The following is a 23,736-nucleotide window of genomic DNA, read 5'->3' on the forward strand; positions in this document are numbered from 1 at the left end:
TGCTTGCGGTACGGCGAGGTGCGTGGGAGCGCTGTCCTGGGTGAGGGACTCGACGCTGTACTCCGTCCCGGTGGCGTACGCCTGGATCAGGACGCGGTGCGGGTCACCGCCCGGAAACGTGCTGGCCGCTTCCCGGGCGGCGTGGGCGGCCGCGGCCGCATCGGCCGGATCGCTCACCACCGTCACGCCGGCGGACCCCGCCCCGGACAGCGGCTTGACCACGCAAGGCAGACCCAGCTGCTCATCTGCCAGCGCCGCCTTCAGCCCGGCGTCGTCCCGCACGCACACGGAGAAGGGGGCGCGCACTCCGGCCGCGGTGAACACTTCGGCCATGGCTGCCTTGTCCCGCGCCGTGCGGGCCCGGCCCGGGTCGTTGCCGGGCAACCCAAGCTCGGCAGCGGCCCGCGCGGCAAGGTCGGTCAGGTACTCGTTGACAGTCAGCACCGCGCCGACGCCGTGGCAGCGGGCGTAGGCGGTGATGTCGTCAAGGGCCTGGCCGGGCCGGGCGAAGTCGGTGACGATCCGCCCGGCCAGCAGGCCCCTCAACTCCGGCCCGTACCCGGCGTACGCGTCGGCGGTGGTCGCCGTGTGGACCTGGTGTCCACGGCCGGCGGCCGCCGCGGCGACGAGGCCCGCCTCGGGGCCGGCCGCGTCCAGCAGCAACACGCTGGGGAGGGTCACGACAGGTAGTCCTCGAAGCCGCCGGTGCGGTGGGTGTCCAGGGTGAAGCAGTGGAACCCGCCCCCGAACAGGCGCCGGTGCCGGTGTCGCACGGGCACCACGTCGAAGCCGTGCGTCTCCAGCAGCTTGATCAGGCCGGTGCACTCCTGGTTGACCAGCACCATGCGCTCGTCGACCGAGAACACGTTGAGGTCGATGTACGGGCTGGTGAGCACCAGGTCCTCGTAGTCGTCGTAAACCGGGAACGCGCCCGCGTCCGGCTCCGGAGGCACGATGTAGCGCCACGAGCGCAGCGGTTCGGGCATCAGGTCCCGGATGCCGTCGTGCCGGGCCAGGAACACCCCGGGGCGCAGGGCGAGGACCATCGAGTCGATGTGGTTGTCGGCCATCCGCCACACCCGGTGGACGCGGTAGTCGTGGCCGAGGTGCCGCTCCAGCCACTCGGCGCCCCGGGTGTGGTTCTCCTGGGCGACGTTGACGACGAGGTCGCGGCCCAGCCGCAGCACCTGCGCGCCGTCCAGCATCATCTCCACCCCTACGTCGTACGGACTCGGCCGCGGGTCGTCGATGGCCTCCGTCGGGCCGCCCAGGGTGGTCGCGGTGTCCCGGGCGTACGACAGGTCGAACGAGTTGTCGGTGAGGGTGGGGCGGGGCATCGTCGTCCACCGCGCGCCCGCCTCCCAGTAGGCGGTGAAGACGGGGGCCAGAAGCCGGGTCTCCAGGTAGCGGGAGCGGATCGCGGGCGGCGTCTCGATGATCTCGCTGCCGAGGATCAGCGTGTTGTCGCGGATGTTCAGCGCCGGGGTGGGAGCGGCCTCCCACCCCAGGCCCGCGATGACCTTGGCGTCCGCGGGCAGGGGCAGCGGCCGATGCACAGAAACCCCGAGCCCGGCAAAGGTGACCGCCAGGTCCTCTACGTCCTCGTGCAGCTCCTCGGCGTACCGCTCCTTGATGACCCAGCTCTCCCGGTGGCCGGCCGCCGCCCGGGTGAGGCGCGGATAGGCCCAGTCCGACCGGAAGCCCTTCAGGTTCTCGTGGTGGAACAACTCGAAGCTGACGTCGCGGTCGTGCCCCACGTAGTGGGCGGCCGACCCGACGATGACCTCCTTGAGCGGAGTGAAGTCGTCATGGCTGTGCAGGCGGGACATGGGCGTCCTCTCGGGAAGCGGTGCGGGTCAGGAGGTTCGGGGAGCAGCGGTCACGTGCCGGTCGGCGAGCGCGCGGCCTCGGCGCACCCGCAAGGTCAGGCCGGTGGCGTCGTGGTCCGGCTGAAGGGTGCGCTGTTCGCTCCAGCCGGAGAACCGGAACTCTCCGGTGTCGCCGGCCGGCACGAGGGCGAAGGTGCGCCCGGCGATCGTCAGGGTGAGGACGTCGTCGGCGTCGCGGTCGATCCGGGTGGCGAGGAGGGAGCCGTCCAGCGGGGCGGCCGCGTCGAAGTCCGCGAACCCGGACGGCAGCAACGCCTCGTACGGCAGCCCGCCGGGCCAGACGGGCGCCTCGGCCGGGCCCGCGCGGTTGAGGAGGACCTCGCCGTGGGTCAGCAGCTCCTGCCACGAGTCCGGGAACCAGGCCGCAAGGTCGGCGGTGAGCAGGGCGTCGATCACGACGTGGACCCGGGTCACCGTCTCGCTGGTGTTGCGCACCAGGTGCTCGCGGGAGAAGTCGCCATACCACAACTCGCCGGGCTGCCAGCAGTGTTCGACGCAGTCCAGGACGAGGACGGCGCCCGGGTCGGTCACGACGGGGATGTGCAGGCGCACGATGCCGCGGTCCAGGCGGTACTTCGGGTCGCTGTGCGCCGTGGAGACGGCTCCGGGGCCCAGCGCCATCAGCCGGACCGCGTTGAACGGGGCGGGGATGGAGTCCAGGACCTCGGCGAGGTAGGGCAGTTGGTCGAGCCAGCGTGTCGCCTTGAAGGGCTGCGGCCCGGGGCCGCCGGGGTCCGTGCGGTCCGGGTCGCCGCCGAGGCTGCGCAGCGGCAGGACCCGCCAGTCGATCGAGGCGGGCTGGCCGACCTGGCCGCCGTAGGTGTGGGTGCGCTGCACGTTCCAGGTGTGGGAGGTGACGGCCGCGAGCTCGGCAGCGAGCCGGGCGGAGTCGAAGACGGGCCGGAGTCGGGCGGCCTCGGCGGCTGCCGTGGGCGAACTGGTGGTCATGGCGGAGCTCCCGGGGTCAGGAGGAGAAGGACACGGCGCCGGTGCCGATGTGCTGGCTGGCGTCGTAGGTGCCGGCGGGCACGGTCGCGAACCGCGCGTCCAGTTGGTCGAAGGCGTCGGCGTGGCCCTGGGAGGGGTCGTAGGCGAGGCAGAACACGAACTGGACCGGTTCCCCGGCGGCGAGCGGGATGGCGGGCATCGACACGATCACCCCGGTCCGGGTGGCCGGGTCGTAGGCGAGGCCCAGTTCGTCGAGCGCCGTCAAGAACGCGGCGAAGGACGGCACCGCCCAGGTGGGCGGGACGTGGTACTCGACCACCTGCCGGGCCGGTTCGGCCGTCACGTCGACGATGCCGTGGGCGATCGACTGGTAGATGTGCAGCGAGCCGGAGACCTGGGCGTTGACCTCCGTGAACACCACGGAGGCGTCGGGCAGGACCAGGGCGTCCGCGCTCAGGTGCCCGCGGTAGCCGAAGGCGCGGTACGCCTCGGCGAGACGGGTCCCGCCGTCCAGCAGCGCCGCCCGCACCGGTGCGGTGACGCCGTCCAGCGGCACGACCTGGTGGCTCAGGCGCCGCCCGACGTACAGCAGGCGGCCCGTCTCGGTGGCCCGGGTGCCGTCGTCGGAGGCGTAGTGCTCGGAGTACACCGCATCGGCACCGGGCGCGAACTCCTCGATGACGACCGGCCAGCGTCCTTCCCCGCTCGCCCACGCCCACCGCTCCGCCCAGTACGCGGCGATGCCGTCCGCGCTGGGAGCCAGGTGGTGCAGATGCCGGGCCCCGACGTGGTCCACGGCCATCTGCAGATCGAGGACGAGGAGCTGGTTGCCTACGCCGGCCCCGTTGTGGGTCTGCTTGACCACGACGGCCCCGGCTGCGGATTCCTCCAGCAGCGCGCCGGTCGCCTCGATCGCCTCGGCGGTGCTGCGGCAGACGCGGCCCGGCAGGATCGGCACCCCGGCCGCCGCGGCCACGGCCCGGAAGTTCGCTTTCGAGTTGCCGATCTCGCCGCCGCCCTGGGCGAAGAACGCCCCGCCGGGGAACCGGTCCGCCACACCGGCCGCGGTGGCGAACCGCGCCACGGCGGCCGACGGCCACAGCGCGAACACCTCCTCCACTGCGTCGGCGCCGGTCGGGCCGAGCGCGGCGCGCACTTGGTCGAGGAACGCGGGCGCGGTCAGGCAGGAGGGATCGAACAGCTTCGCGCCCCACGCTCCGGCGGGGACGGCCAGTACGGTCAGATCCTCGCGCCGCACGCCGGTGTGGGCCAGGGCGTGGTCGACGAACGCCGAATCCGGCTCGCAGCACAGGACGAGCAGGTCGCCGGGGCGGGCGAACCAGAACAGGCGCTGGGTCCAGGCGCGCATGTCACCGCGCGCCCGAATCGAGGGGTCAATGTGATTGCCGATGAGGATGCGCACAGCGGACTCCCTGGGGCGGGTGGGGGGTCAACAAAGCCGGGGCAGGACGGCGGGCAGCGTGTCGAAGGCCCGCATGGTCGCGGTGCGTCGCCGTACCCCGTCGCCGGCGGCCTCCAGGCGGACGGGGTGCTCGGCCAGCGCCGCGACCAGGGCGCGCAGGCCCGCCTGTGCGACCGTCGTCCCGATGCAGGAGTGCGGACCCCACCCGTAGCCGAGGTGGCGGTTCGGGGAGCGGTCGAGCACCAGGTCGTCCGGCCGCTGGAAGGCAGCGGGGTCGCGGTTGGCCGCCGCGAACAGGGTGACGACCTTTTGTCCCGCCTCGATCTCGATGCCGCCGATCCGGCAGGCCCGCACGGCCGTGCGGGTGGTGCCCTGCACAGGGCCGTCGAAGCGGACCAGCTCGTCCACACCGGTGGCCAGCAACGCCCGGTCCTGCATCTGCTCCAGGGCGCCGGGGTGAGTGAGCAGCGTGTGCACGGCGTTGCCGACGGCTGCCGCCATCGTGCTGTAGCCGCCTTGGAACATCACCCGCGCCGAGTTCTTCACATGCAGCCGGGTCGACGCGTCGGCGTCGGGGGCGGTGCTCTGCCGTACTTGGGCCAGCAGGCCGGACCGGGGTGAGGCCGTGAACCAGGAGTCGACCAGGTCGCTTAGCCGACGCCGGGCGATGCGGCCCGGCTCGACGAGCGCCGGGTCGAGGCCGCCGTCCATGCTCCGCATGATCGCGTCCGACACCTCGGCGTACTCCTCGTACGGGGGCGGCTCGACACCGAGCAGGTCGGCAACGACCGCCACGGACAGCGGGACCGCGATCTTGTCGACCACGTCGAACGGACCGGCCCCGGTCAGCAGGTTGAGCCGGTCGCGCAGCAGGAGCCGGGCGCGGTGCTCGACACCGCTCAGGTCCTGGGCACGCAGCGCGGTCATGAACAGGGAGCGGACCCGGCTCTGCTGCGGGGGGTCGAGCGTCTGCACGCTCAAGGACGGCTCCGGCACCGTGCCCCCGGTGCGCCGCGGGTCCCGCGCGAACGTCGCATGGTCACGCAGCACCCGCACGCTGTCCGCGTACCGGGTCAGCGCCCACGACTCCATGCCGGTGTGCCAGAACACCGGCTCGCGCAAACGCAGTTCGGCCAGCACCGGGTACGGGTCGCGCAGGATCTCCGTGGCCAGCGGGTCGTATCGGTCCGTCACGGACGTCATCGCAGTTCCTCTCCGTCAGCGGGAGGGGCGGGCCCGCCGCAACGGGCCCGCCCCGGGACTTCCTCGGGATCAGTGGTCGTACGACATGGCGGCCCCCTCCCTGCGCGTCGATAACGATGGGCGTCCGGCGAGGGCGAGCACTTCGCGCAGGCCCTCGCTCACCAGGCGCGCAGATCCAGCCCGGTGAACGGCACAGGCCCGCAGGGAACGCTCCGCCGCCGCGTCCCGCCCCGTCACACGGGTGTCGGGCGGGACACGACGAGTACAGCCGCCGACGGCCCTGCGGCCCAGAGCAAATACCTATCCCCGCCCTATCCCCGGTCTTCCGGAACCGCCCTTCCGGGCACGGCGCGGGTGGTGCAATGGGTGGGTGGACGAGATCCGTCACCCCCTGGCGCACGCCAGGAGAGCCCGCGGGTGGTCGCAGGAGGAGCTGGCGCTCCGCATCCGGCAGGCTGCCGCGCGCCGTGGCCTGCGCTCAGGCACCCGAGGGTCCCGCGTCTCCAAGTGGGAGACCGGCCGGGCCGATCCCGACGAAGCCGAGTCCCAGCCGCTCATCGCCGAAGTCTTCGGCATCGACTATGCGGCCGTCGCCCATCTCGGCTGGCCCTACTGGCTCCCGGGACAGGACATGCCGCTGCCGCTCGGCCCGCGCAACGCCGTCTCCTCACTCCGAGAGGCCCTGTTGACCTCACTGGACCGCCGGTCATTCGTCGCCTACACCAGCGCGTCCCTGGCGGTGATGGCCCACCAGTGGGCCATCACCGAGTCTGGCCGGTTCCCCCGCTCCGCCGCACCCAGTGAAGTCGACGCCGAGATGCTCGACTGGTTGGAGGGGGCTGGAGCGGAGCTGATCCGTCTCGCCACGGAACGCCGACACCGCACCCGTCATCTGCTCGACGCGCATCTGAGAGCGGTCACCGATCTCATCAGCGAGTCCCGATACACCGCTGCCGCCGAGCAGCGGCTGCACACCCTGGCCGCCTCCCTCGCTCAGGCCATCGCCTGGCAGCACTTCGACGAACGCCGCCACGCCTCCGCCGGCCGCTTCTGGCACGCGGCCCTCCACAACGCCCACGCCGCCCACCAACGCGACCTCGGCGCGGGCATCCTGTCCGATCTCGCCTACCAACTGCTATGGCTCAGGGACGCTCGCGCCGCCGCCGACATCCTCGAATACGCCATCCCCCGCACCCAACACCCCGCCGCCCGGTCTCTCCTGCACCTACGGCAGGCCCGCGCTCTGGCCGTCCTCGACGAGGCCGGCCAGTGCCGTCGTGCCCTGACCGCTGCGGAGAAGGCGCTGGACACCGTATCGTCCGACCCCGCCCCTGCTTGGTGCTCGTGGATGTCGCACGCCGACCTGGCCGCGGACGGCGGTCGTTGTCTCGCTGATCTCGGTCAGCGCCGCCAGGCCCACCGGCTCATGGACGAAGGCATCGCCCTGCTGCCCACCACCCGCAGCAAGACCAAATCCATCTTCCTGACCTACCAGGCCGAGACCTACCTCGGCGACGGTAGTCCCGACATCGCGGCGGAGACCGCCACCCGTTCCCTCGACATGACCGAACGGATCGACGCCCCCCGGTGCGTGACGATGGTCCGCGACCTCGAACCCGCCTTCACGCCGCACGCGCGCACGGCAGGCGTTGGTGAACTTCTCGAACGGCTTCGCGCCGTCGGCTGAAGCACCTCCCGGTACTGACGACGCTCAGAGAGTGGCCGCACTCCTTGCGGCTCAGGTTTCCGAATTTCGTGCACCGTTTCGGCCAAGCCCCAGGCCGCCCCCGCTGTCGGCGTCGGTCTGATCATTACGGGCGTCGTCGTTGCCGTCGGCGCCGTCGTGGAGGTCGTCCGCGTTCGTGCCGGCAGCCCGACGAGCTGACGGTGCCTCGCTGTCCGTGCAGAGCAGGGCGAGCCGATGGTTGGCAAGGTCCACCGCGTCCCGCAGTGAGCCGCCGGAGTTGGGATACAGCTCGTGCTCCACGCGCGTGAGCCGGTCCTCCATCCCGCTCATGCGCTCCATGACGCCGGGGCGGGCCGGCAATCCGGGCCGCGCTGGCTCGCCTTGCCAATCATCTATGAACTGATCGATTCGGCGGCCGAGTCGGCCCGCGCCGCGGATGAGATGCCACGCCACGGCCAGCAGCCCGCCGGCGAAGGAGACCATTCCGCCCCACACCAGGAGCGTATCCACAGCAGGGATTCCCGTCTCAGCGTCCATCGTTCACCCGTTTTCGTCGAGGTCGGGACGCGCCGTGTACCTGGTCCTCCACCCAGCCACATGCGTGATCAGGCCGCGAACGACGGCCGGGAGGAGGGGGCTGAGCCGTTCCGGGGTCGGTTCCCGGGGCCGGGCATCGTCCTGCGCGGTGGCGTGGACCGCGCGCAGCCCGGATGCGCCGAGGTAGCTCCTGGCCGCGGGTGCGGTAGGTCCCGTGTAGCCGGACAGGCTCCGCGCAGTCGTTTCCGGGATCCCGGCCTCCGTGAGATGTCGGTACTCCCGTTCCTGGCGGGCGGCGTCCACGGCCTCCATCTCCTGGAGTCGGGCAGCGTGCGCGTCCATCATTTCCGCATGGATTCGGTCGTACTCCTGCTTCGTGATCAGCTTTCCGGGCCGCGGTAGTTCGGGCAGGCCGCATCCGAACAGAGTGAGCGATCCAAGGGTGCCGTCGTCGTAGAGCGCCCACCCTTTGACCGGATCGGGGGTTGTCCCGGGGAAGCCGGGGAAGTCAGGCAGTCCGTCAAGCATGCTGGTCCTTACATGGCAATGAGCAGCGCGCGGAGGAGGGCATTGATGCGGTAGTAGTAGGCGCCGTCGGACCCACGGCCGGCGGCCGCGCTGAACTGGATGGCCATGGACGCACCAGGCTCGACCGTGCCGCGCGACAACACTTTGGTTCCTTGGGAGTGGACGCCGACCATGGACGACGATCCCGTGTTGCGCATGTACCACATCTCATCGCCATCGAAGCCCGTTGCGGCTCCGGCACCAGCGGGGAGGACTACGAAGATGTCGACCTCCTGCTCGGCGATCACCAGAGCCGGGCGGCAGGTGCTCGGGTTGGTCACGGTCAGGGTGAAAGTGTCGACGGGTGCCACCGATCCACTGCCGATCCTGACGTCGGGATAGGTCCGTTCGTCGGACGACGTGGCGAAGGTGACCGCTCCGCGGGGCTCCCCGCGGAGGATGCCGTCCGAGTCGCAGACGACGACGCCGCCCACGCTGTCTGGTTCACACGGATACGGCCATGCGCCCGTCGCTGCGGTGACGGGGGCGCTTGCAGAGCCGTCACCTGACAGGCCGCAACCGGTGAGGACCGTACCCCCGGCCGTGGGCACGTAGAGACCCCCGTCCTGATTGATCGTGAGGTTATTGCCAGCCTGCTCGGAGAGGTCGGCGGCGATGATGCCGGTTGCCGGGTCCAGATCGATGCCCGGACCAGCCGAGAAGCAGCCCCGGACCGTCTCACAGGGCACCATCGCGTTCACCGTGTAGGGATTCGCGGTGGATCCGCTGCCGCTGATCGTGACGTTCTCACCGGCGATGACCGAACAGTTGCACTTCTCGCCGCCGCAGCCGCCTCGTGCCAAGAGCCACCGTCCTCATCGGAGTCGTTGGCCCGGCCCACAACCAGCAGCGCACTGACGAGTGTATCGGCGCTGCGCTGAAGCTCAGCCGTAGAGTTCCACGATCACCACGCCGTCCGTCCCCGCGGTGCCGTCCTCGCTGTCGCCGTCACGGGCGAGGCCGCCAGCCGCTCCGCCCCCGTAGCCGCGGCCAGCGCCGCCACCGCCCGTGGTTGCTCGCGGGTAGCCGCCGTGCCCCAGGTACGCCTCGCCACCGGTACCGGCGAGGCCCTGTGCTCCGGAGAGCCGCAAGGCGCCCCCGCCAGCACCGCCGCCCATCGCGTTCTGTCCGGACCCTGCAAGTGGGCCTGGAGTTCCCGAGAAACACTGTCCGGTGGTGCCACTCGACATGACGGCCTGGCCGCCTGCTCCGCCGTTGGCGGTGACCAGGCCGCCGAATGAGGAGCCGCCGCCGTTGCCACCGTCCGAGTTCGGACCGCCCGCGTCCCCGCCGGCGCCCACGATGACGGTCTCGACCGGGCCGAGGGCGGAGACGTTCAGGAGGGATTCCGAGTAGCCGCCCCCGGCGGCGCCTGGGTTGGCGACGAGTTGGTCGGCCGAGGCTCGCCCGCCCGCAGCTCCCCCGCCGGCGCCCTGCACGCGCACCCGGATCCGAGCGAGCCACGGGTAGTTGTCTTTTCTGAACTGGTAATTCCCCGGTCCAGAGAACTTCATGATCTGCCGAAGGCCCTGCCGGCCGGGGAGGAGGCACAGCTCCCCGGAAGCGGTCACGGTGAAGTAGTCGTCACAGACACAGACGGACGCCACAGTTCGCTCCTCGTACGGCGCGCGTGAGTCCGGCCCATAACCAGCGACTATGCGGATAGGTGGCCATGGTAACTACGGTGCGTCCGGGCCGGCCTCAAAAGCGGTGACGTGGACGCGGACTCCCGCACCCGCAGGTTCGGCTACGCCTGTTCCACGGCGCGGCCGAGTCCGCCACACTCTCACCACGGCGTACCAGGAACCGGCTTCCTCCACCGCGGCGGTCACCGTGCGGTCATCGTTCTGCGGTTCCGGGTCCACGGGCACGACGGCGAGCGCTGGAGGCCGAGCGAACGGCGTCGCGAACTCGACCCGAACGCGACCGTCTTCGCCCGTCACAGCGACCGTAGCGACGGTACAGGCGACACGAGGCCACGCTGTTCCAGACTCCGTTGACAGCTTCGCGGGACCTTCGGCGGGCGACCTGACGGGGGCGGTGCCCATGCGCCTGGCCGGACGTCGCGCCTGCCGGTTGAGATCCCGGAGTATCCCTCCGAGCGGGTTTCCGGTAACCAGCCGTCCAGCACCTCCGCGCGTCGCCACCGCTACACCTCCGCGCCACTCACTGCCAGCTGCACTTGCACCTTCTCTTGTCCAGGGGAGTCGCCACTCCCACCAGTCTCCGTGACCCGTACCCCGATGATCTTCAGCCGCTGGACGACGGTCCGGCAGGTGGCCGTGGACGTGACATCCAGGCACCAGCCGGGAATGAGGGTCGGGACGTCGACCGCGGCATCCGGACTCAAGGTCACCTCCTGTGTGTCAAGGAACAGTGGAGCGGGGAGGGAGGCCCGCAGCTTTGCCCTGGCCGTTGCAAGGGCCGACGCCGACGACTTGACGGAGGTCTGCTCCACATACCGCTCCAAAAGTCCGTAATACGCGTCCGTTCCGCCGGCCTCCTCCATGACGTCCGCCTCCTCGTCTCCCGCGACGATCCAGCGAGTGATCACGTTCGATCCGTCCTCGGCCACGACAAGCCCCTCAGGGAAATCAGCGTCCGTAAGCCGTCCGACGCTCTCCCGATAGTTCTCAGGGAGCAGGATGATCGTCGAGCCGTGGGCCGTGTAGTCCAGCCCAGCTTCCGCGAGGTCACGGAGGTGATCGCCGGTCTGCCCAACCCGCTCCGAGTAAGTTCGCCCGCCGATCACCCCAGCCGGGCCGGCGATGTGCACTTCGTGGCCCGGGTCATCCGGCGCGAACCCGTCCTCAATGAGCCACTCCGCAATCTCAGTGAGATCGGAGTCCCCGAAAGCGATCGAATTGTGGGGGACCCGCCGGTCGAGCCAAGCCAGAACGTCCGTAGCGAAGATCTCCACCTCCCCGTTCCGCCACTCAGGTTGGATGACGGGCCCCCTCCAAACCCGGGCGCCGTCCCGGAAAATGTGCAGCTCGTGCCTCCAGGCCCGTACGTCCTGAAGACGGTTGCAGCAGTCCCCAGACGGCTCGACCAGGACTCGCGCCGAGCTGTACTCGTCCAGTTCACGGCTCCACTCCACTTCCGTGAGAACGTCCGCTTCGGCGACGGTGGCGCCGTCTCGGTCGACTACCCGGGCGGTATGTGTTCCGCATCCTGCGGCGGCCACGTCAGTACCCCCGCCCCGAGACGCCCACAGTGATCACGGTCCCGTCCGGTGGCGGGTTGGCCACGTCGCTCTCGATGCACAGGCAGAAGGAGGCGCAGTCCAGGACCCGCCAGTTCGGCGGGAGCCCATCGCGACCGTAGACGTCCGGGCTCGTCTCGAACACGCCGCCGCACTCCACGATGGCGCGTCCGATCTGACCGTCAAGGGTGAGCGCGCCCCCGGCGGGCAGGTAGCGCACGTGGTAGACGGAGTGCGGGTCGCACCGGTTGAGTTCTGTCATCTCGGCGCAGGTCAGCGCCTCATCTCCCGCCGACCGCTGGTAGAAGGTGATCGTCAGGTTGCGTAGGTCTTGGCTCTCCCCGACGCGGATGGTGATCACAGGAACGTCTGCGGACCATGCTGGTCGGTCGCTCAGGTCGAGGTCGTAGCAGTCCCGCTCCACCGCCAACGGCAAGCAGTAACAGGTGTCGATGGACGTCATGGGGGGTGGCGTCGGCGGCTGGCACAGGGGGTCCGCGCAGGCCGCCGTCGGGTCCGCGCATTCCGCGAGACGGCACGTCCCGCTGCATCCGCCCTCGCTGCTGTGGAGGCACCAGGTCACGCACTCGGTGGAAGAGTCCACGGGCGGGGCTACTTCCAGCACAGGCATCGTGTCCGTGTACAACCACGGGGTGGCGGCGGAGAGGACGAATTCCACGGTCAGGATGTCCCCACCGGCCGAGCATGCTCCGGTGGTGCAGCCCTCGCCGTAGCGGGCGGTCACGGTTGGGCCCTCGACCAGGGCCACGCGCCGGATGCTGCGCCGGTGCCGCTCGGCGAACTCGGCCGGGTCCTCGCCCTCTCCTGGGCAGCAGTTGAACAGGGTCATCTCGTCGCCATCGCACTTGCCGGTGGTGCAGCCAGTCAGGACCTCCGCCAGCCAGTGAAGGCCGTACTCGACGGCACAGCAGGTCCGGCCGAGGAGAACCGCGGTAACCGTGATCGTGCGCGGCATGACCCGGGCCGGGCAGAGGGAACCGCCCCCGGTCACCGCGTTCGTCACGGACCTCCGCACCGGATGGGTGTCCAGGCCCTCCATGGACAGCACCATCAGCCCGGCAAAGTCCCCGCTCTCAGGGACGTCGGGGTCGTACCAGGGTGCGCAGTCGTCCTCCGGCGTCGAGTACGGGAGGTCCCCTACGGCCTCCGCGGTAAGCGTGTCGCACCGACACGTACTGGCCGAGGTCAGCCCGGAACCCACGGTCTCCAGGTACATGGCCAACCGAGCGTGGTTGGCGACCTCGACCCCGCCCAGCGTGAAGTACTCGGTCAGCATCAGAGCATTCCTCCCGCCAGGGCAAGGCGAGTGGTAACTCGGTGCGCCGTCATCCGTGCATCCCCGACCTCGTTGATCGTCACGTACTGGTTCACCGTCCGTGTCCCCTGCCCGCTGGCGGAGGCCGGGCGTTCGCCGCCGTACAGGACGTCGAGGAGCCCGGACTCCTCGGCGAGCTTCCGAGCACGGCGTGGCCGCGTGAGCGGGATGACCACCTCCGGGCCGGCCTCGCCGATGAGGGCGTGGGTAGGGCCCAAAACCAGACCGCCGTTGGCGAACGGCAGATACTTGCGGACACTGGCCGGGATACCGCCTTTGACCTTGCTCATGATCTGAGAGCCGATGTTCCCCACCGCGCCGACGATCCGGCCGGGTAGCTCGCGAAAAAGCGCCACGATCCCGCTGATGAGCCCGGAGACGGCACTCCGCGCGGAGCCCGCAGCCCTGGAGAACACGCCGGCGATACGGTTTCCGAGGCTGGACAGCGCACCAGCCACCCGACCCGGCAAAACCCGGAAGAAACCCACGGCCTGAGCGACGAACCCGGTGATCCGCGACCGGGCCGTGGTGAAACCGGAGTCAAGGTTCCTCAGCAGGAAAGAGCCGAAGGAGGCGAGCGCGCCGGCAACCCGGCCTGGCAACGCCGCGAAGAACGACACCGCCGATGAGACGAACGACGTCGTCGCCGAGATCCCACTCGTGAAGGCGCTGGAGAAGGCCGAACCGATCACAGACCCCAGGGACGCCAGAGCGGACACGATCTGTCCCGGCAGGACCGTGAAGGCGTAGACGATCCCGGCCAGGGTCGTCAGCAGGGCGATGCCCACGGAGGCAACTGCGTTGACGAACAGGCCGACCAAGAGCCCGGGGAGCGCAGCCAGCGCCACCGTGATCATCCCGGGTAGCTTGGTGAAAAACCCGACAACGGCCTGGAAACCGACCGTCAGGGTCGCACCCAGCAACGTGAACAGGCTGGTGAAGAACGAGCTGATCGTCGATGCCAGCGCCGACAGTCCGCTGGTGACCATCCCCGGCAGGGCGACGATGAAGTTGACGACCGACGTCAGCCCAGAGGCCAGGCCGGTCAGCACCGACACGACGCCGGAGATGATCGGGACGACTGTGTTGATGACGGCCCACGACGCGAACCCCACTGCGATCTGGAGGACCGGCGCCGCGATCCCGATCATCAGCGAGACAAGCGGGACCAGCGCCGCAACCAGACCGGCGATGGGCGGCAGCAGCGGCACCAGGGCGCCGACCAGCGCGTTGAACGCGTCGACGATCGGCGGCAGTACCGGCAGCAACGCCAGCAGAACCCGGGAAACCAGCGGCGCCAGCGCGGCAACGAGAGTCGTCGCCGCCTGACCGATGGTCACCAGGAGCGGCGCCAGTCCGCTCGCGGCGCCCCCGAGAGCGGCACCCAACGCCGCCGCGACCTGGCCAAGGACCGGGACCAGCGGCGCGAGCGCCCCAAGGAGCCCAGTGGCGATCCCGGTCAGCGGGCCGAGTAGAGGGACGAGGACCCGGACGGCCGCCCCAAGCACCGTGCCGAGGAGCTGGGCGATCTGAAGGACGACCGGCGCAAGGCTCCCCGCGAGCTGGGCGACCAACGGGCTCACGGCTGAAGCCAGTTGGCTGATCGCCGGGACGACGCTGCTCGTCAGGATCGGAACGAGCTGCGCGATCAGAGGCAGGATCGACGAGAGGACGCCGCCGAGCGCCTGGCCGAGCTGCGTGGCGACCGGCCCCAGGGCGGCGAACAGGCCCCGGAACGCGGCGGTCAGCCCCGGGATCAGCGGCAGCAGCGTGCTCCTGATAGTCGAAATGACCGGAGCGAGCACCGCCGAGACCGTCGTCAGCGCACCGCCGAGGACCGACGAGAAAAGCCGCGCGAGCTGCGTGACCAGCGGCAGCAGCGGCTGGATCGCGGAACGTACCACGGTGATGATCTGCGTCAGCGCGCCGACCGAACTGCCCCCGCCGGCGGCAAGCGCCCCGAAGACGTCACCGATCAGCCCGCCGATCTGAACAATAAGGGCCCCGAGCTGCTCGAAGACCCCGAGCGCGCCCTGCACCCAGGCGACTGCCTGGCCGCCCTCGGCCACCCGGGTCAGGAACTCCCCGATGCTCTTCCCGAGCCCGGCGATTGCGCTACCGGCCGGCCCGCCGAACGCCGCCGCGACGGCGGCGCCGACCTGCGTCAGACCGGCGATGATCGGGGCGATGGCCGCGCCCAGCCCCTTCGTCGCCTGCTCGGTGCCGGTGACGATCTGGGTGACGGCCTTGAGGCCGTCGGCCGACTTGAGGAAGTCGGCGACCTTGGAGGCCGCAGTGCCGAAATTCCCGGCGACCGCCGCCAGGCCGGTCTTCAACGGCCCGCCGAGCGCATGGGCGACGGCGGTGATCTGCCCCTGGAGCGGCTTGAAGAACGCGTCCTGGACAGTGCTCTTGAGCGCGTCGAACTGTGGCTTGAGGGCCCGGACCTCTGTGGCCGCCGCGCGAGCGGCGGGCGAGAGACCTTCCAGGGACTCCTGGAACTTCTTCGAGTCGTCGCCGAGCGCGGCACCGAAGGCGTCGCCGACACCCGACAGCGCCAACTTCAGCGCGACGCTCGCTGCGATGAATCCGGCGATCGCCGCCGGGGCCGCAGCTACGATCCCGATCGCGGGGGCGAGGGACGCTGCGAACGACGCGATGCCGGCCGCAGCACTGAGTGCCGCGCCGCCGATCGCCGCGAACCGGAGCCCGCCGGCGAGGACCCCTCCGATACCGCTCGCGACCGACGCGAGCCCGCGCAGCGCCCGGGTGAACCCGTTTACGTCTGGGTTCACCGGAACGTTCAGCGCCGGCAGGTTGTGCGTGCGCAGCCGGGTGTCGAACCCCGACATGTCGGGGAAGACCCGGACCTCGACCTCCTCGCTCGCGAGAAGCGCCCGGATGCGCTCGACGAACCCGGTCAGATCCGGCGCGACCGGGATGTTAATGCTCTCCAGCGACCTCAGCTGGGTCAGGAGCCGGGCGTCGAACCGGCTGACGTCGGGAACGACCTCAACGGAGACGGTGGCGGCGTCGAGGCCGCGTTGGATGTTCCGCCGGATGGTCGCGCCGACGGTCCGGGTAGCCCGGTCCAGGGCCCGCGAGATCCGAATACCGAGGTCACGGGCATCGGCGACGGCTTCCGTATCGTCCAGGACGATACGGATACGGCCAGTCCCGTAGTCCTCGTCGTCGGCCACCGGGCAACCTCGCGAAAGAGCGATCGGTTGCCCGGCCCAAAACCAGCGGCTCCCCCAGACTAGCCGGTGCGACTACCACTCATCCGTGCGTCTTCAGCCGCGAGCTGCGCAGCGAGGCTCTGCGCCTGGCTCAAGTTCATGCCCGCGCCTGCCGGTCGTGCCCGCTTCGGCGAGCGGTATCCCTCCGGCGGGGCGTACAGCTTGGTCCTGATCCGCTGCCGCTCGGCCTCGTCCTCCGCGCCCTGCTCCAACGTCGCCTCAGCGGCCGACAGCATGACCCTCAGCGGCCACGCGTGGATGTCGACGCCCTGGAGGGCGAGACTCCCCTCCCACGCCTCCCAGGAGGTGGCGATGCTGGCGCAGAGGCGCTGGACGACGTAGGAGGGCGCTGGCCGCCTCCGTACAGCTCGACGACCCACTCCATCAACTCGACGAGGACGCGGTCCGGGTACCGGCGGCCAGCGTCCTCGACCGTGGCGCCCTTCCGTTTTGCGGCGGCCTCGTTCGCCTCTTCGGGGTTCGAGTGGGAGCTGATCGTCTTCCCATCGGCGATGACGTCCCAGCGGGCGAACTCGGACGCCGACTCGGGGAGCATCAGGCTGGCGAGGAAGACACGCATCGCGGCGGTGGCCTCACGGACCTTCGACAGATCGGTATCCGCCGTGTTCGCCAGGTCGATGTTCAGACGCCGGTTCGCCTCCTGGAGCCGCTCGTACCGGTCCAGGAACTCGTCGCCCAGAACTTCCGGCTCGAACAAGAACGTGGTGTCGCCGATCTCTGCCTCATGAGGCGTCGTGTTGAGGCTGAACTGCTTCTTAGCCACGGGTGGCCCTTCTTTTCCCGCGCGGGACGCCCGGCCCACAACCAGCGGCGTGTCAGGCAAGGGTAGCGGCGGCGTTTTTCCGCACCACGACAGACCGACTAGTGCTTAAACAGTGAAGGCTATGAAAAGGTTGGTCCACCGCAAGAGGGGGGATCAGGGTGGGCTTCTACTCCGGGTGGTCGAGCCGTAGAGGATTTTACAGCGGTTACAGAGTGCGTTTGTCAGGCAGGCCTTTGCGGGCGTCCTCAAGGTCTTCTGCCTCAGGGTCCAGTTCGACTCGAAGTGACGACCTTCCCGAATGGGTCGAGCTGACCTACTTCGCTACGGTAGCTATCGTCTTGGCGGGCGGCATCCTGGTGAGCGCCGTTTGGCTTTGGTCTGAAACCAGCGACTTTCCAGGACTCCTGGGAAGGCTTACCTTCGTCACTTTGGCACTCATCCCTGCTGCGATCGTCTCCGGGATCGTTGCCATCGTCGCTGGATTCGTGATGCCGCTTGTGGTTGGGGCCATCAAGGCCGGGATCGCCCTCGCGCGCTGGGTCTCGCGTCGGCGTACTGGTGAATAGCGGATTCCGGCCTGACCGTCCCGTCGCAGAACGGAGCCTGATCACTTCCCCTCGCGGAGCGCCCGCGCGAGGAAGTTGTTCGGCCGGGTGCCCGGGTGCCGGGCGTACGCGGAGTACACCACTCGGCCACCAACCTCGAACCGCAGGACCTTCGCCCGGCGCGGACGGATGATGTGCGGCCGGGTCCCGTCGAGGACGTAGCGCACCGCCGGGTGGTCGCAGACGATGACGCCCTGGAGGCCGCGGGGCCCGTCCTGCACCTTCCACGAGATGTAGCGGCCCATCGACCCGGGCGCCTCCCGCTCGGCGATCCGGGCGGTCCGCGCAGTGCGCTCGGACAGGCGCCGCGCGACGATGCCGTTGCGCAGCCGCAGGGTCCGCGCGATCTTCCCGGGGTCGACAGTCACCTCGACGCTCACGGCGACTCCTCTCCGTCATCCGAGCACTTCGCGCAGCCCGGGAGCGCCACGATGACGCGCTGCTCCAGGCCGACGCAACCGCCTTCCGGCCCGATGCTCTTCTGCTGGCCCATCACGAACCGTCGGCCGCGCCGCGTCTGCTGAGTGCCGGGCAGGCAGCACAGCAGCGCGTTGAAGACGGTGACCATGTCGATGTGGAGGACCTGCGCCGAGGCGCTCAGGTCCTCGCAGGTCGGCGGGCACCCGTTCTCGTTGAACGTCGGCGCGCACCGCAGCAGGGTGACGACGAGTTCGAGCGCGGTGATCGGCGGTGGCGTGCAGCCGCGTACGCCCTGGACGATCCGGGACTCGTTGGGGAAGTCGGCGTCGCTGCTGCCGTAGATCCGAGCCACGGACACCGACAGCTGGCCGCCTCCGGCTTCCTCGCCGCACGGGTCGTCGCAGGAGTCCCACGCCGGCGTGCCGGGAACAACGCAGGCGCGGCAGGGGCATCCGGGCTGGCCCTCGATCTCCTGGGCGGTCCGGGCGAGGGCGGCGCAGACGCATCCGAGGACGGCCTCGGTCAGGTCGCGGATCGTGAACGGGTCTAGGGCCACGTCGTCACTCTCGGCCGCTTGTAGTCGGGGCTGTAGGCGCGGCTGGGCGAGTCGAGCCGGTACGGGTTCACGACGGACAGCCACAGGTCGACCAGTGGCAGGCCCGTGCGGCCCTCGGCGTAGATCAGGCTCGGGTCGGGCATCTCCATCTCCACGCCCTGGCGCTGCACTCGGGTGATGGCCCGGTTGGCCCTGCAGCCACAACTCCCCGGCGGCGCACACCCCTTCAAGAAGTGGCACGTCAGCTCGGACACGGCGGCGACAGCCGCCTCATCGAGCGGCAGACCGATCCGGTACTCGACGGTGAACGTACCTTCGGACCCAGGCGGCGCGGCCATGTCCTGGCAGTTCGGCCAGCACTCGCCGTCCGTGCGGACCAGCAGGCCGGCCGAGTCGACCCGGTACGCCTCGGGCACCAGGACCTCGCCGTCGACATCGACGCTGATGATGTCGTAGACCGGGCCTTCGAGCGGGACTTCGCACAGTTCGCTGCACGAGCAGTCCGACTTGCAGCCGCATACCGACGCGTTGCGCCATACCCCGTCCGGGGAGATGTACGGCACCCACGGGCCCGTCCGCACCCCGGCCTGGAAGCTGATCGGGAACATGTCCAGGCAGGCCCGGCGGCACGGCCGGACCGTGAGCGGGCACGGACCGAGACGTCGACCGGACAGGCCCCACAAGATCTTTGAGGCCACGAGCGTCCACCGGTCGACGTCTTCCTGCTCCATCCCCTCCGGGATCTCGCAGCACAGGTTCGTGGGCCACGCCTCGCACGGGCCTGCCCGGAGCGGCATCAGCGCCTCCCCGCGGACTCGTAGTGCGACGGCCGGGAGAAGGCGGTCCTGATGTGCCGGCCGACCATGCCGTTCGCGAAGGCGTCGTGCATCGTCGACAGGAACGGACCGTGCGAGAACCGGGGGCCACGGTGCAGCACCTTCACGTCCTCGATGCGCCGCCCGCCGAGGCCGGCCAGCGTCCCGTACAAGGTCCGCTTGTGCACAACCGGCAGGTGACGGCCGACGTTCAGTGCCTCCAGCATCCCAGCCTTCTCCACGGGCAGCGGGACGTGCAGTTCGTAGGACAGTGGGTCCTCATACCCGAGGCTGATGAGGAGATCGCGGGTCTGCCGCATCCCGGACAGGTAGTCCTCGTTGGCGCGCGCCGCGTAGAGTCGCTCGACCTCCCGGACGGGACCGCGGTGCAGCAGCGGCATCTCGGTCTGCCGCTGCATGACGAAGAAGTCGTCGTTCATCAGCAGGAACCGGTCCGCTACGTCGGGGTGCTCGCACGCAGCCCTGACCGCGAGCGTCGTGTTCTCGTACTTCGTCCCCAGCTGCACGGTCGGGATGTGCTCGACGTTCCGCAGCCACGTGGGCCGGTAGCCGACAACCCACACCTTCCGGTACGGCAGGTTTGCCGTCCACGTCCGCAGCGCGTACCGAAGCTGCTCGTTGACGGCGGTCTCCCGCACCGGAACGACGATGTCGGGTGCGTCCACCGTCACGACGCCAGGCACAGGCCGCCGGTGACCGGGGTGTACTCGCAGACCGGCTCGGGCGGCTCGATGGTCGTGATGATCGTCCGTCGGTGGCAGTTCGAGCCAAGCGGGGTCAGGAGCGGACCGGCGGTCCCGGCCGCGTCGGCCGCCATGACGTCGTACGGTCCGGTGCCCCAGCCGCCGCCAGCGCGGGTCGCGCCGGTGAGGGTGAGCGATGCGGCCTCGCTGCCGACCTCCAGGTCGCCGAGCTGCCCGTTGGTGACCCAGGGCATCAGGAAGTAGATCCAGGCGCCCGTACCCCCGGCATCGGCAGCGCAGGCGTCGGTGCCGATGACCTCCGCCCACAGCTCGATCGCGAAGCCGCTGTTGCACTGGATCGAGCAGTCGTCGTAGCCGATGGGCTGGCCATCGAAGCCGTAGACCACCGGGTTACCGGTCGTGATCTCGATCAGCTCGGGACTCACCGAGAAGAACGACAGCTCGACGTCGTACCCCTTGAAGCTGGGGCAGCCACGCTTGAACCCGCAGATCCTCCCGTTGGCGGCCTTGTACTCGACGTCTTCGCCGTCGTCGACGTTCGCGTTCATCGTGAGGCTGGCGAAGCAGTCGAAGACGAAACCGTTGTCCTCACCACAGATGGGGCGGCCACAGCCATCAACCCTCGTGACTCGGATGGTGTCGGCGTTTGCAATAAGCGGGCAAGACATGCCGGGAACCTCCATCGCTCCTTGGAGGCCCGGCCCAAAACCAGCGGCGTCGCAAATGAGTCTAGCCGCGGCCAGGCTGCGGTACCCGGCCGCGGCGTACGGCCCTACTTGGCTTTAAGTCCTGCCGGTCGTCGGGCCGGGAGAGGCGGTGGTGACACGAGAAGGCACCGGGCCTCCGGGTCTGGTACCAGCCCAGCAGAGTGAGCCGCTGGCGTTCCCGAAGTCTCCGGGCCGCGCGCACGGGGAACGGTCGCCGTCCTGAACACCCAGTTCAGGAACTCTTCGGGCCACGCAGGCAGGGCACCGTCGGGGTATCCGTTCGATGCGGTCGACCGGGATGCCCCGGACCTGTGCCAGCTCTGCCAGACGAGGCGGCGATGGGCCGAGGAGCAGCGGAACTCGGACAGATCCAACCGGCTGTCGATACGCCAAACTTCGAGGTCAAACAACAACTCGTGCGGTTGGAGGACACCCTCCGTGCGGGACTGTCCCCGACAGGCCGATGAGCGTGGAGAGGCGTGCCCGGCCGGGCACCGCCAGGCGGCAGCGCGGGTACGGTGGACGCGCTGCTCGGAGCAGAGACCGGACCGTCCGCCGGGCAGGGAACCGGCGGCCTCCGTCGGTTTGTGCAACCGTAGATCTCGAAGGCTTGTCTCCATCGTCATGACAGCGAACCGAACGCCGCGACCCGTCCCGAATGATCGGGAGCTACGACTGTGGAGGGTCGGCCGGGCCCTGGCTGTCACCTTCGTCGCCGCGGTCCTGGTCGCGGGCGGCGTCTTCTACAGCTTGGTGGTGCTGCTGGACTTCCAGCAGATCGACACCACCGCGAAGCTCGACGCGAAGACCCTCTTCGACTTGGTGAAACTCTCCTTCGGAGTAGTCGCCGGGGCCGGCGCGCTCGTAGCTCTGGTCGTCGCCTACCGCCGGCAGCGCGTCGACGAAGCCGGCGCCCACCGTGAAGCCACCCGGCTTCACACCGAGCGGTTCTCCCAGGCCGTCGACAAACTCGGCTCGGACTCCCCAGCCGTCCGGCTCGGCGGCGTCCATGCCCTGGCCGGACTCGCCGACGACGCCCCCGACCAGAGCCTGCGGCAAACCTGCATCGACGTTCTGTGCGCCTACCTCCAGCTCCCCTTCACCCCGGATCCCGGCTACGACCCTGCCCATCAGGAGGAACACCACCGCTACCTGGCCTTGCGTAAGGTCCGGCACACAATCCTGCGGCTCATCGGCGACCACTACCGACGTCCCAAGGGAACTCACCGTTCTTGGCAAGGCTGCGACCTCGACCTCACCGGCGTCACCATCGACGGCGATATGGACTTCCACGGTGCGACGTTCTCCGACGGCATGGTGAACTTCCGCGGTGCCACGTTCTTCGGTGGCACGGTGAACTTCGACGGCGCCAAGTTCTCCGGCAGCATGGTGCACTTCGACGGCGCCACGTTCTCCGACGGCACTGTGAATTTCCGCGGTGCCACGTTCTCCGACGGCATGGTGAGCTTCGGCGGTGCCACGTTCTCGGGCGGCATAGTGGACTTCGGCATGGCCACGTTCTCCGGCGGTAGGGTGGACTTCCGCTTCGCCGAGTTCTCCGGCGGCATGGTGGACTTCGGCAGGACCACGTTCTCCGGCGGCACGGTGAACTTCGTCTGCGCCAAGTTCTTCGGCGGCACGGTGAACTTTGTCGGCGCCGCGTTCTCCGGCGGCACAGTGCACTTCCGCGACGCCGAGTTCTCCGACGGCACAGTGCACTTCAGCGACGCCGAGTTCTCCGACGGCACAGTGCACTTCCACAACGCCAGCTTCTCCGGCGGCACGGTGAACTTCGTCGGCACCGCGTTCTCCGGCGGCACAGTGCACTTCAGCGACGCCGAGTTCTCCGACGGCACAGTGCACTTCCACAACGCCAGCTTCTCCGGCGGCACGGTGAACTTCGTCGGCGCCGTGCACTTCGATACGGCGGTGGGTCCGGCCCCCGACGGCCTCCTTGCCGCCGTCGGCACGCCTCCTGCTACGGGAGTCATCCTTCTCCCAGATTGGCTCTGACCACATCGCCGTGGCACTGGGCAGTTAGGACGTGCAGATCTTCAACTCGCGGTTTTCCGCTTGATGGTTCGTTGATCTGGCGTGAGCAGGTTAAAAGGTGCGCTGGTCACCGGTCACCGGCCCGCGTGCGAGGGGACGCGGCCGTCCGGCAACACATCTCTTCAAACGCGGCTAGCGTGCCTGCCAGGTCCACGCCGCGCGCATGCTCCAGCGCTCGGCCGGACGCCGCCCGGTATGCCTCGGGCACGGCCAGTGCGCGCACCGCCTGCTCCCAGCCGTCCACGTCGTCCGGCGCCACGTAGAGAGCGGCCGTCCCAAGTGCCTCGCGGATCCCGGGCAGCTCGGAGGCGATGACGGGGATGCCAGAGATCATCGCCTCCACGCCGACGCGGCCGTAGGACTCCACGGTGGACGGCATGAGCAGCAGTCGCGTGCGGGTGTAGATCTGCCGTGGATCCGTTCGATCCACAACCTCGACATTCGCCGGCAGCGGGCCGACCTGGTGGCCGCTGGCCCTCACCACGAGAAACTGCTCGTGCGGTAGGCGCGCGGCGAGCGCCGCCGCAATCGGCCCGCCCTTGGCAGGAGTGGAGCCGTTGAGAGTGATGCACTCCCCCGGCTGGGTCCGGTAGTGGTCAGGATCGATGGGCGGAGGCAGGACGACGAACTGCCCGATGTAATCCGGGTAGTGCGCCCGGCAAGCCTCAGACGGAAACCATGCTGCTGTCGTCCGGCCCAGGTCCCGGTTCTCGGACATGCCGTGGACCATGATCAGGTGCGGCGCGGCGGAGGCGAGCGCGGTGATCTGCGCGGCCCTGCGGTCCCCGTGATGGGAGATCAGCAGGTCGGGGCGCAGAGCCCGGTACGCCTGCCGCCACTGCTCGACCGGCCACACCTGGACGCCGGCCGCGTCGGTCCGGACCCCGCCGGGGCCGCGGATTGTGGTGATCACGCCCACGGTGTGCCCGGCCGCGACCAGCCCGCGCGCTACCTCCCGGCTGGTGACGAAGGCCCCGGTCGGGGGCACGTGGTGCTGGTGGAAAACGGGGATGATGAGCAAGATCTTCATAGTGCTAC

General features: G+C 69.7%; 22 protein-coding genes and 1 pseudogene. 3 read left to right on the forward strand and 20 right to left on the reverse strand.

All coding sequences use genetic code 11. The features are described 5' to 3' along the window. Positions 1–15: 15 nt before the first annotated feature. From ACFY2B_RS38310 to ACFY2B_RS38330, 5 genes and pseudogenes are all read right to left on the reverse strand, one after another. Positions 16–681: pseudogene (locus tag ACFY2B_RS38310) on the reverse strand (acetyl-CoA carboxylase biotin carboxylase subunit family protein); the annotation flags it as partial. Beyond that, on the reverse strand, positions 678–1,829 hold the full coding sequence (locus tag ACFY2B_RS38315; protein WP_390767667.1) for a glycine amidinotransferase: 1,152 nt from the start codon (positions 1,827–1,829) through the stop codon (positions 678–680). The gene ACFY2B_RS38315 and the pseudogene ACFY2B_RS38310, both read right to left, overlap by 4 nt. Before the next feature lie 27 nt (positions 1,830–1,856). Then, positions 1,857–2,837 (reverse strand): aspartyl/asparaginyl beta-hydroxylase domain-containing protein, encoded by a 981-nt coding sequence (locus ACFY2B_RS38320; protein ID WP_390767668.1) that lies wholly within the window; start codon positions 2,835–2,837, stop codon positions 1,857–1,859. A gap of 16 nt (positions 2,838–2,853) precedes the next feature. After that, the gene (locus tag ACFY2B_RS38325) at positions 2,854–4,260 is read right to left on the reverse strand and encodes a peptide ligase PGM1-related protein (protein ID WP_390767669.1); all 1,407 of its coding nucleotides are present in this window, start codon (positions 4,258–4,260) and stop codon (positions 2,854–2,856) included. Between the two features lie 27 nt (positions 4,261–4,287). Continuing rightward, positions 4,288–5,463, reverse strand: a complete 1,176-nt coding sequence (locus tag ACFY2B_RS38330; RefSeq protein WP_390767670.1) for a cytochrome P450 — start codon at positions 5,461–5,463, stop codon at positions 4,288–4,290. 370 nt (positions 5,464–5,833) lie between these two features. On the opposite strand from ACFY2B_RS38330, the gene ACFY2B_RS38335 reads away from it, so the two are divergent. Further along, a complete protein-coding gene (locus ACFY2B_RS38335) occupies positions 5,834–7,150 on the forward strand; it encodes a multiprotein-bridging factor 1 family protein (RefSeq protein WP_390767671.1) in 1,317 nt (438 codons plus the stop codon). A gap of 51 nt (positions 7,151–7,201) precedes the next feature. Here ACFY2B_RS38335 and ACFY2B_RS38340 read toward each other — a convergent pair whose 3' ends face one another. From ACFY2B_RS38340 to ACFY2B_RS38380, 9 genes are all read right to left on the reverse strand, one after another. Continuing rightward, complete coding sequence (locus ACFY2B_RS38340) at positions 7,202–7,660, reverse strand: hypothetical protein (protein ID WP_390767672.1); 459 nt, start codon at positions 7,658–7,660, stop codon at positions 7,202–7,204. A gap of 30 nt (positions 7,661–7,690) precedes the next feature. Further along, a complete protein-coding gene (locus ACFY2B_RS38345; protein WP_390767673.1) occupies positions 7,691–8,215 on the reverse strand; it encodes a hypothetical protein in 525 nt (174 codons plus the stop codon). An 8-nt stretch (positions 8,216–8,223) separates the two neighbouring features. Next, positions 8,224–9,057: a hypothetical protein gene (locus ACFY2B_RS38350; RefSeq protein ID WP_390767674.1), complete on the reverse strand. Its 834-nt coding sequence runs from the start codon at positions 9,055–9,057 to the stop codon at positions 8,224–8,226. Positions 9,058–9,138: 81 nt separating this feature from the next. After that, positions 9,139–9,861: a hypothetical protein gene (locus ACFY2B_RS38355; protein WP_390767675.1), complete on the reverse strand. Its 723-nt coding sequence runs from the start codon at positions 9,859–9,861 to the stop codon at positions 9,139–9,141. 542 nt (positions 9,862–10,403) lie between these two features. Then, positions 10,404–11,441, reverse strand: coding sequence for a hypothetical protein (locus ACFY2B_RS38360; protein ID WP_390767676.1), 1,038 nt, complete (start codon positions 11,439–11,441; stop codon positions 10,404–10,406). A gap of 1 nt (position 11,442) precedes the next feature. Next, positions 11,443–12,756, reverse strand: a complete 1,314-nt coding sequence (locus tag ACFY2B_RS38365; RefSeq protein WP_390767677.1) for a hypothetical protein — start codon at positions 12,754–12,756, stop codon at positions 11,443–11,445. After that, positions 12,756–15,995 carry a hypothetical protein gene (locus tag ACFY2B_RS38370; protein WP_390767678.1) on the reverse strand — a complete coding sequence of 1,080 codons (3,240 nt, stop codon included), beginning with the start codon at positions 15,993–15,995 and terminating at the stop codon, positions 12,756–12,758. The genes ACFY2B_RS38365 and ACFY2B_RS38370 overlap by 1 nt, the downstream gene beginning before the upstream one ends. A 59-nt stretch (positions 15,996–16,054) precedes the next feature. Beyond that, the gene (locus ACFY2B_RS38375; protein ID WP_390767679.1) at positions 16,055–16,270 is read right to left on the reverse strand and encodes a hypothetical protein; all 216 of its coding nucleotides are present in this window, start codon (positions 16,268–16,270) and stop codon (positions 16,055–16,057) included. Between the two features lie 5 nt (positions 16,271–16,275). Further along, positions 16,276–16,818 carry a hypothetical protein gene (locus ACFY2B_RS38380; protein ID WP_390767680.1) on the reverse strand — a complete coding sequence of 181 codons (543 nt, stop codon included), beginning with the start codon at positions 16,816–16,818 and terminating at the stop codon, positions 16,276–16,278. Between the two features lie 338 nt (positions 16,819–17,156). Here ACFY2B_RS38380 and ACFY2B_RS38385 point away from each other — a divergent pair, with 338 nt between their 5' ends. Continuing rightward, a complete protein-coding gene (locus tag ACFY2B_RS38385; RefSeq protein ID WP_390767681.1) occupies positions 17,157–17,384 on the forward strand; it encodes a hypothetical protein in 228 nt (75 codons plus the stop codon). 41 nt (positions 17,385–17,425) lie between these two features. On the opposite strand, the gene ACFY2B_RS38390 is transcribed toward ACFY2B_RS38385, so the two are convergent. From ACFY2B_RS38390 to ACFY2B_RS38410, 5 genes are read right to left on the reverse strand one after another with little or no spacing between them, the layout of a single operon-like run. Then, complete coding sequence (locus ACFY2B_RS38390; protein WP_390767682.1) at positions 17,426–17,803, reverse strand: hypothetical protein; 378 nt, start codon at positions 17,801–17,803, stop codon at positions 17,426–17,428. Further along, positions 17,800–18,399 carry a hypothetical protein gene (locus tag ACFY2B_RS38395; protein ID WP_390767683.1) on the reverse strand — a complete coding sequence of 200 codons (600 nt, stop codon included), beginning with the start codon at positions 18,397–18,399 and terminating at the stop codon, positions 17,800–17,802. The genes ACFY2B_RS38390 and ACFY2B_RS38395 overlap by 4 nt, the downstream gene beginning before the upstream one ends. After that, positions 18,390–19,196 carry a hypothetical protein gene (locus tag ACFY2B_RS38400; RefSeq protein ID WP_390767684.1) on the reverse strand — a complete coding sequence of 269 codons (807 nt, stop codon included), beginning with the start codon at positions 19,194–19,196 and terminating at the stop codon, positions 18,390–18,392. Before ACFY2B_RS38400 ends, ACFY2B_RS38395 begins: the two co-directional genes overlap by 10 nt. Beyond that, the gene (locus ACFY2B_RS38405; protein WP_390767685.1) at positions 19,196–19,900 is read right to left on the reverse strand and encodes a hypothetical protein; all 705 of its coding nucleotides are present in this window, start codon (positions 19,898–19,900) and stop codon (positions 19,196–19,198) included. Before ACFY2B_RS38405 ends, ACFY2B_RS38400 begins: the two co-directional genes overlap by 1 nt. Positions 19,901–19,902: 2 nt before the next feature. Beyond that, the gene (locus ACFY2B_RS38410; protein ID WP_390767686.1) at positions 19,903–20,622 is read right to left on the reverse strand and encodes a hypothetical protein; all 720 of its coding nucleotides are present in this window, start codon (positions 20,620–20,622) and stop codon (positions 19,903–19,905) included. A gap of 648 nt (positions 20,623–21,270) precedes the next feature. Here ACFY2B_RS38410 and ACFY2B_RS38415 point away from each other — a divergent pair. Beyond that, entirely contained in the window at positions 21,271–22,659 is a 1,389-nt protein-coding gene (locus ACFY2B_RS38415; protein ID WP_390767687.1) for a pentapeptide repeat-containing protein, read from the forward strand. Positions 22,660–22,765: 106 nt separating this feature from the next. On the opposite strand, the gene ACFY2B_RS38420 is transcribed toward ACFY2B_RS38415, so the two are convergent. Then, the gene (locus tag ACFY2B_RS38420) at positions 22,766–23,728 is read right to left on the reverse strand and encodes a glycosyltransferase family 4 protein (RefSeq protein ID WP_390767688.1); all 963 of its coding nucleotides are present in this window, start codon (positions 23,726–23,728) and stop codon (positions 22,766–22,768) included. Between the last annotated feature and the right edge of the window lie 8 nt (positions 23,729–23,736).

This window comes from Streptomyces sp. NPDC001270, from assembly GCF_042896695.1.
In the GTDB taxonomy this organism is placed as follows: domain Bacteria; phylum Actinomycetota; class Actinomycetes; order Streptomycetales; family Streptomycetaceae; genus Streptomyces.

What these genes read in the sequence shown, in the direction of transcription:
- ACFY2B_RS38315 (WP_390767667.1), bottom strand. Translation starts at nt 1,829, where the DNA reads ATGTCCCGCCTGCACAGCCATGACGACTTCACTCCGCTCAAGGAGGTC.
- ACFY2B_RS38320 (WP_390767668.1), bottom strand. Translation starts at nt 2,837, where the DNA reads ATGACCACCAGTTCGCCCACGGCAGCCGCCGAGGCCGCCCGACTCCGG.
- ACFY2B_RS38330 (WP_390767670.1), bottom strand. Translation starts at nt 5,463, where the DNA reads ATGACGTCCGTGACGGACCGATACGACCCGCTGGCCACGGAGATCCTG.
- ACFY2B_RS38345 (WP_390767673.1), bottom strand. Translation starts at nt 8,215, where the DNA reads ATGCTTGACGGACTGCCTGACTTCCCCGGCTTCCCCGGGACAACCCCC.
- ACFY2B_RS38365 (WP_390767677.1), bottom strand. Translation starts at nt 12,756, where the DNA reads ATGCTGACCGAGTACTTCACGCTGGGCGGGGTCGAGGTCGCCAACCAC.
- ACFY2B_RS38375 (WP_390767679.1), bottom strand. Translation starts at nt 16,270, where the DNA reads ATGCTGTCGGCCGCTGAGGCGACGTTGGAGCAGGGCGCGGAGGACGAG.
- ACFY2B_RS38400 (WP_390767684.1), bottom strand. Translation starts at nt 19,196, where the DNA reads ATGCCGCTCCGGGCAGGCCCGTGCGAGGCGTGGCCCACGAACCTGTGC.
- ACFY2B_RS38410 (WP_390767686.1), bottom strand. Translation starts at nt 20,622, where the DNA reads ATGGAGGTTCCCGGCATGTCTTGCCCGCTTATTGCAAACGCCGACACC.
- ACFY2B_RS38415 (WP_390767687.1), top strand. Translation starts at nt 21,271, where the DNA reads ATGACAGCGAACCGAACGCCGCGACCCGTCCCGAATGATCGGGAGCTA.
- ACFY2B_RS38420 (WP_390767688.1), bottom strand. Translation starts at nt 23,728, where the DNA reads ATGAAGATCTTGCTCATCATCCCCGTTTTCCACCAGCACCACGTGCCC.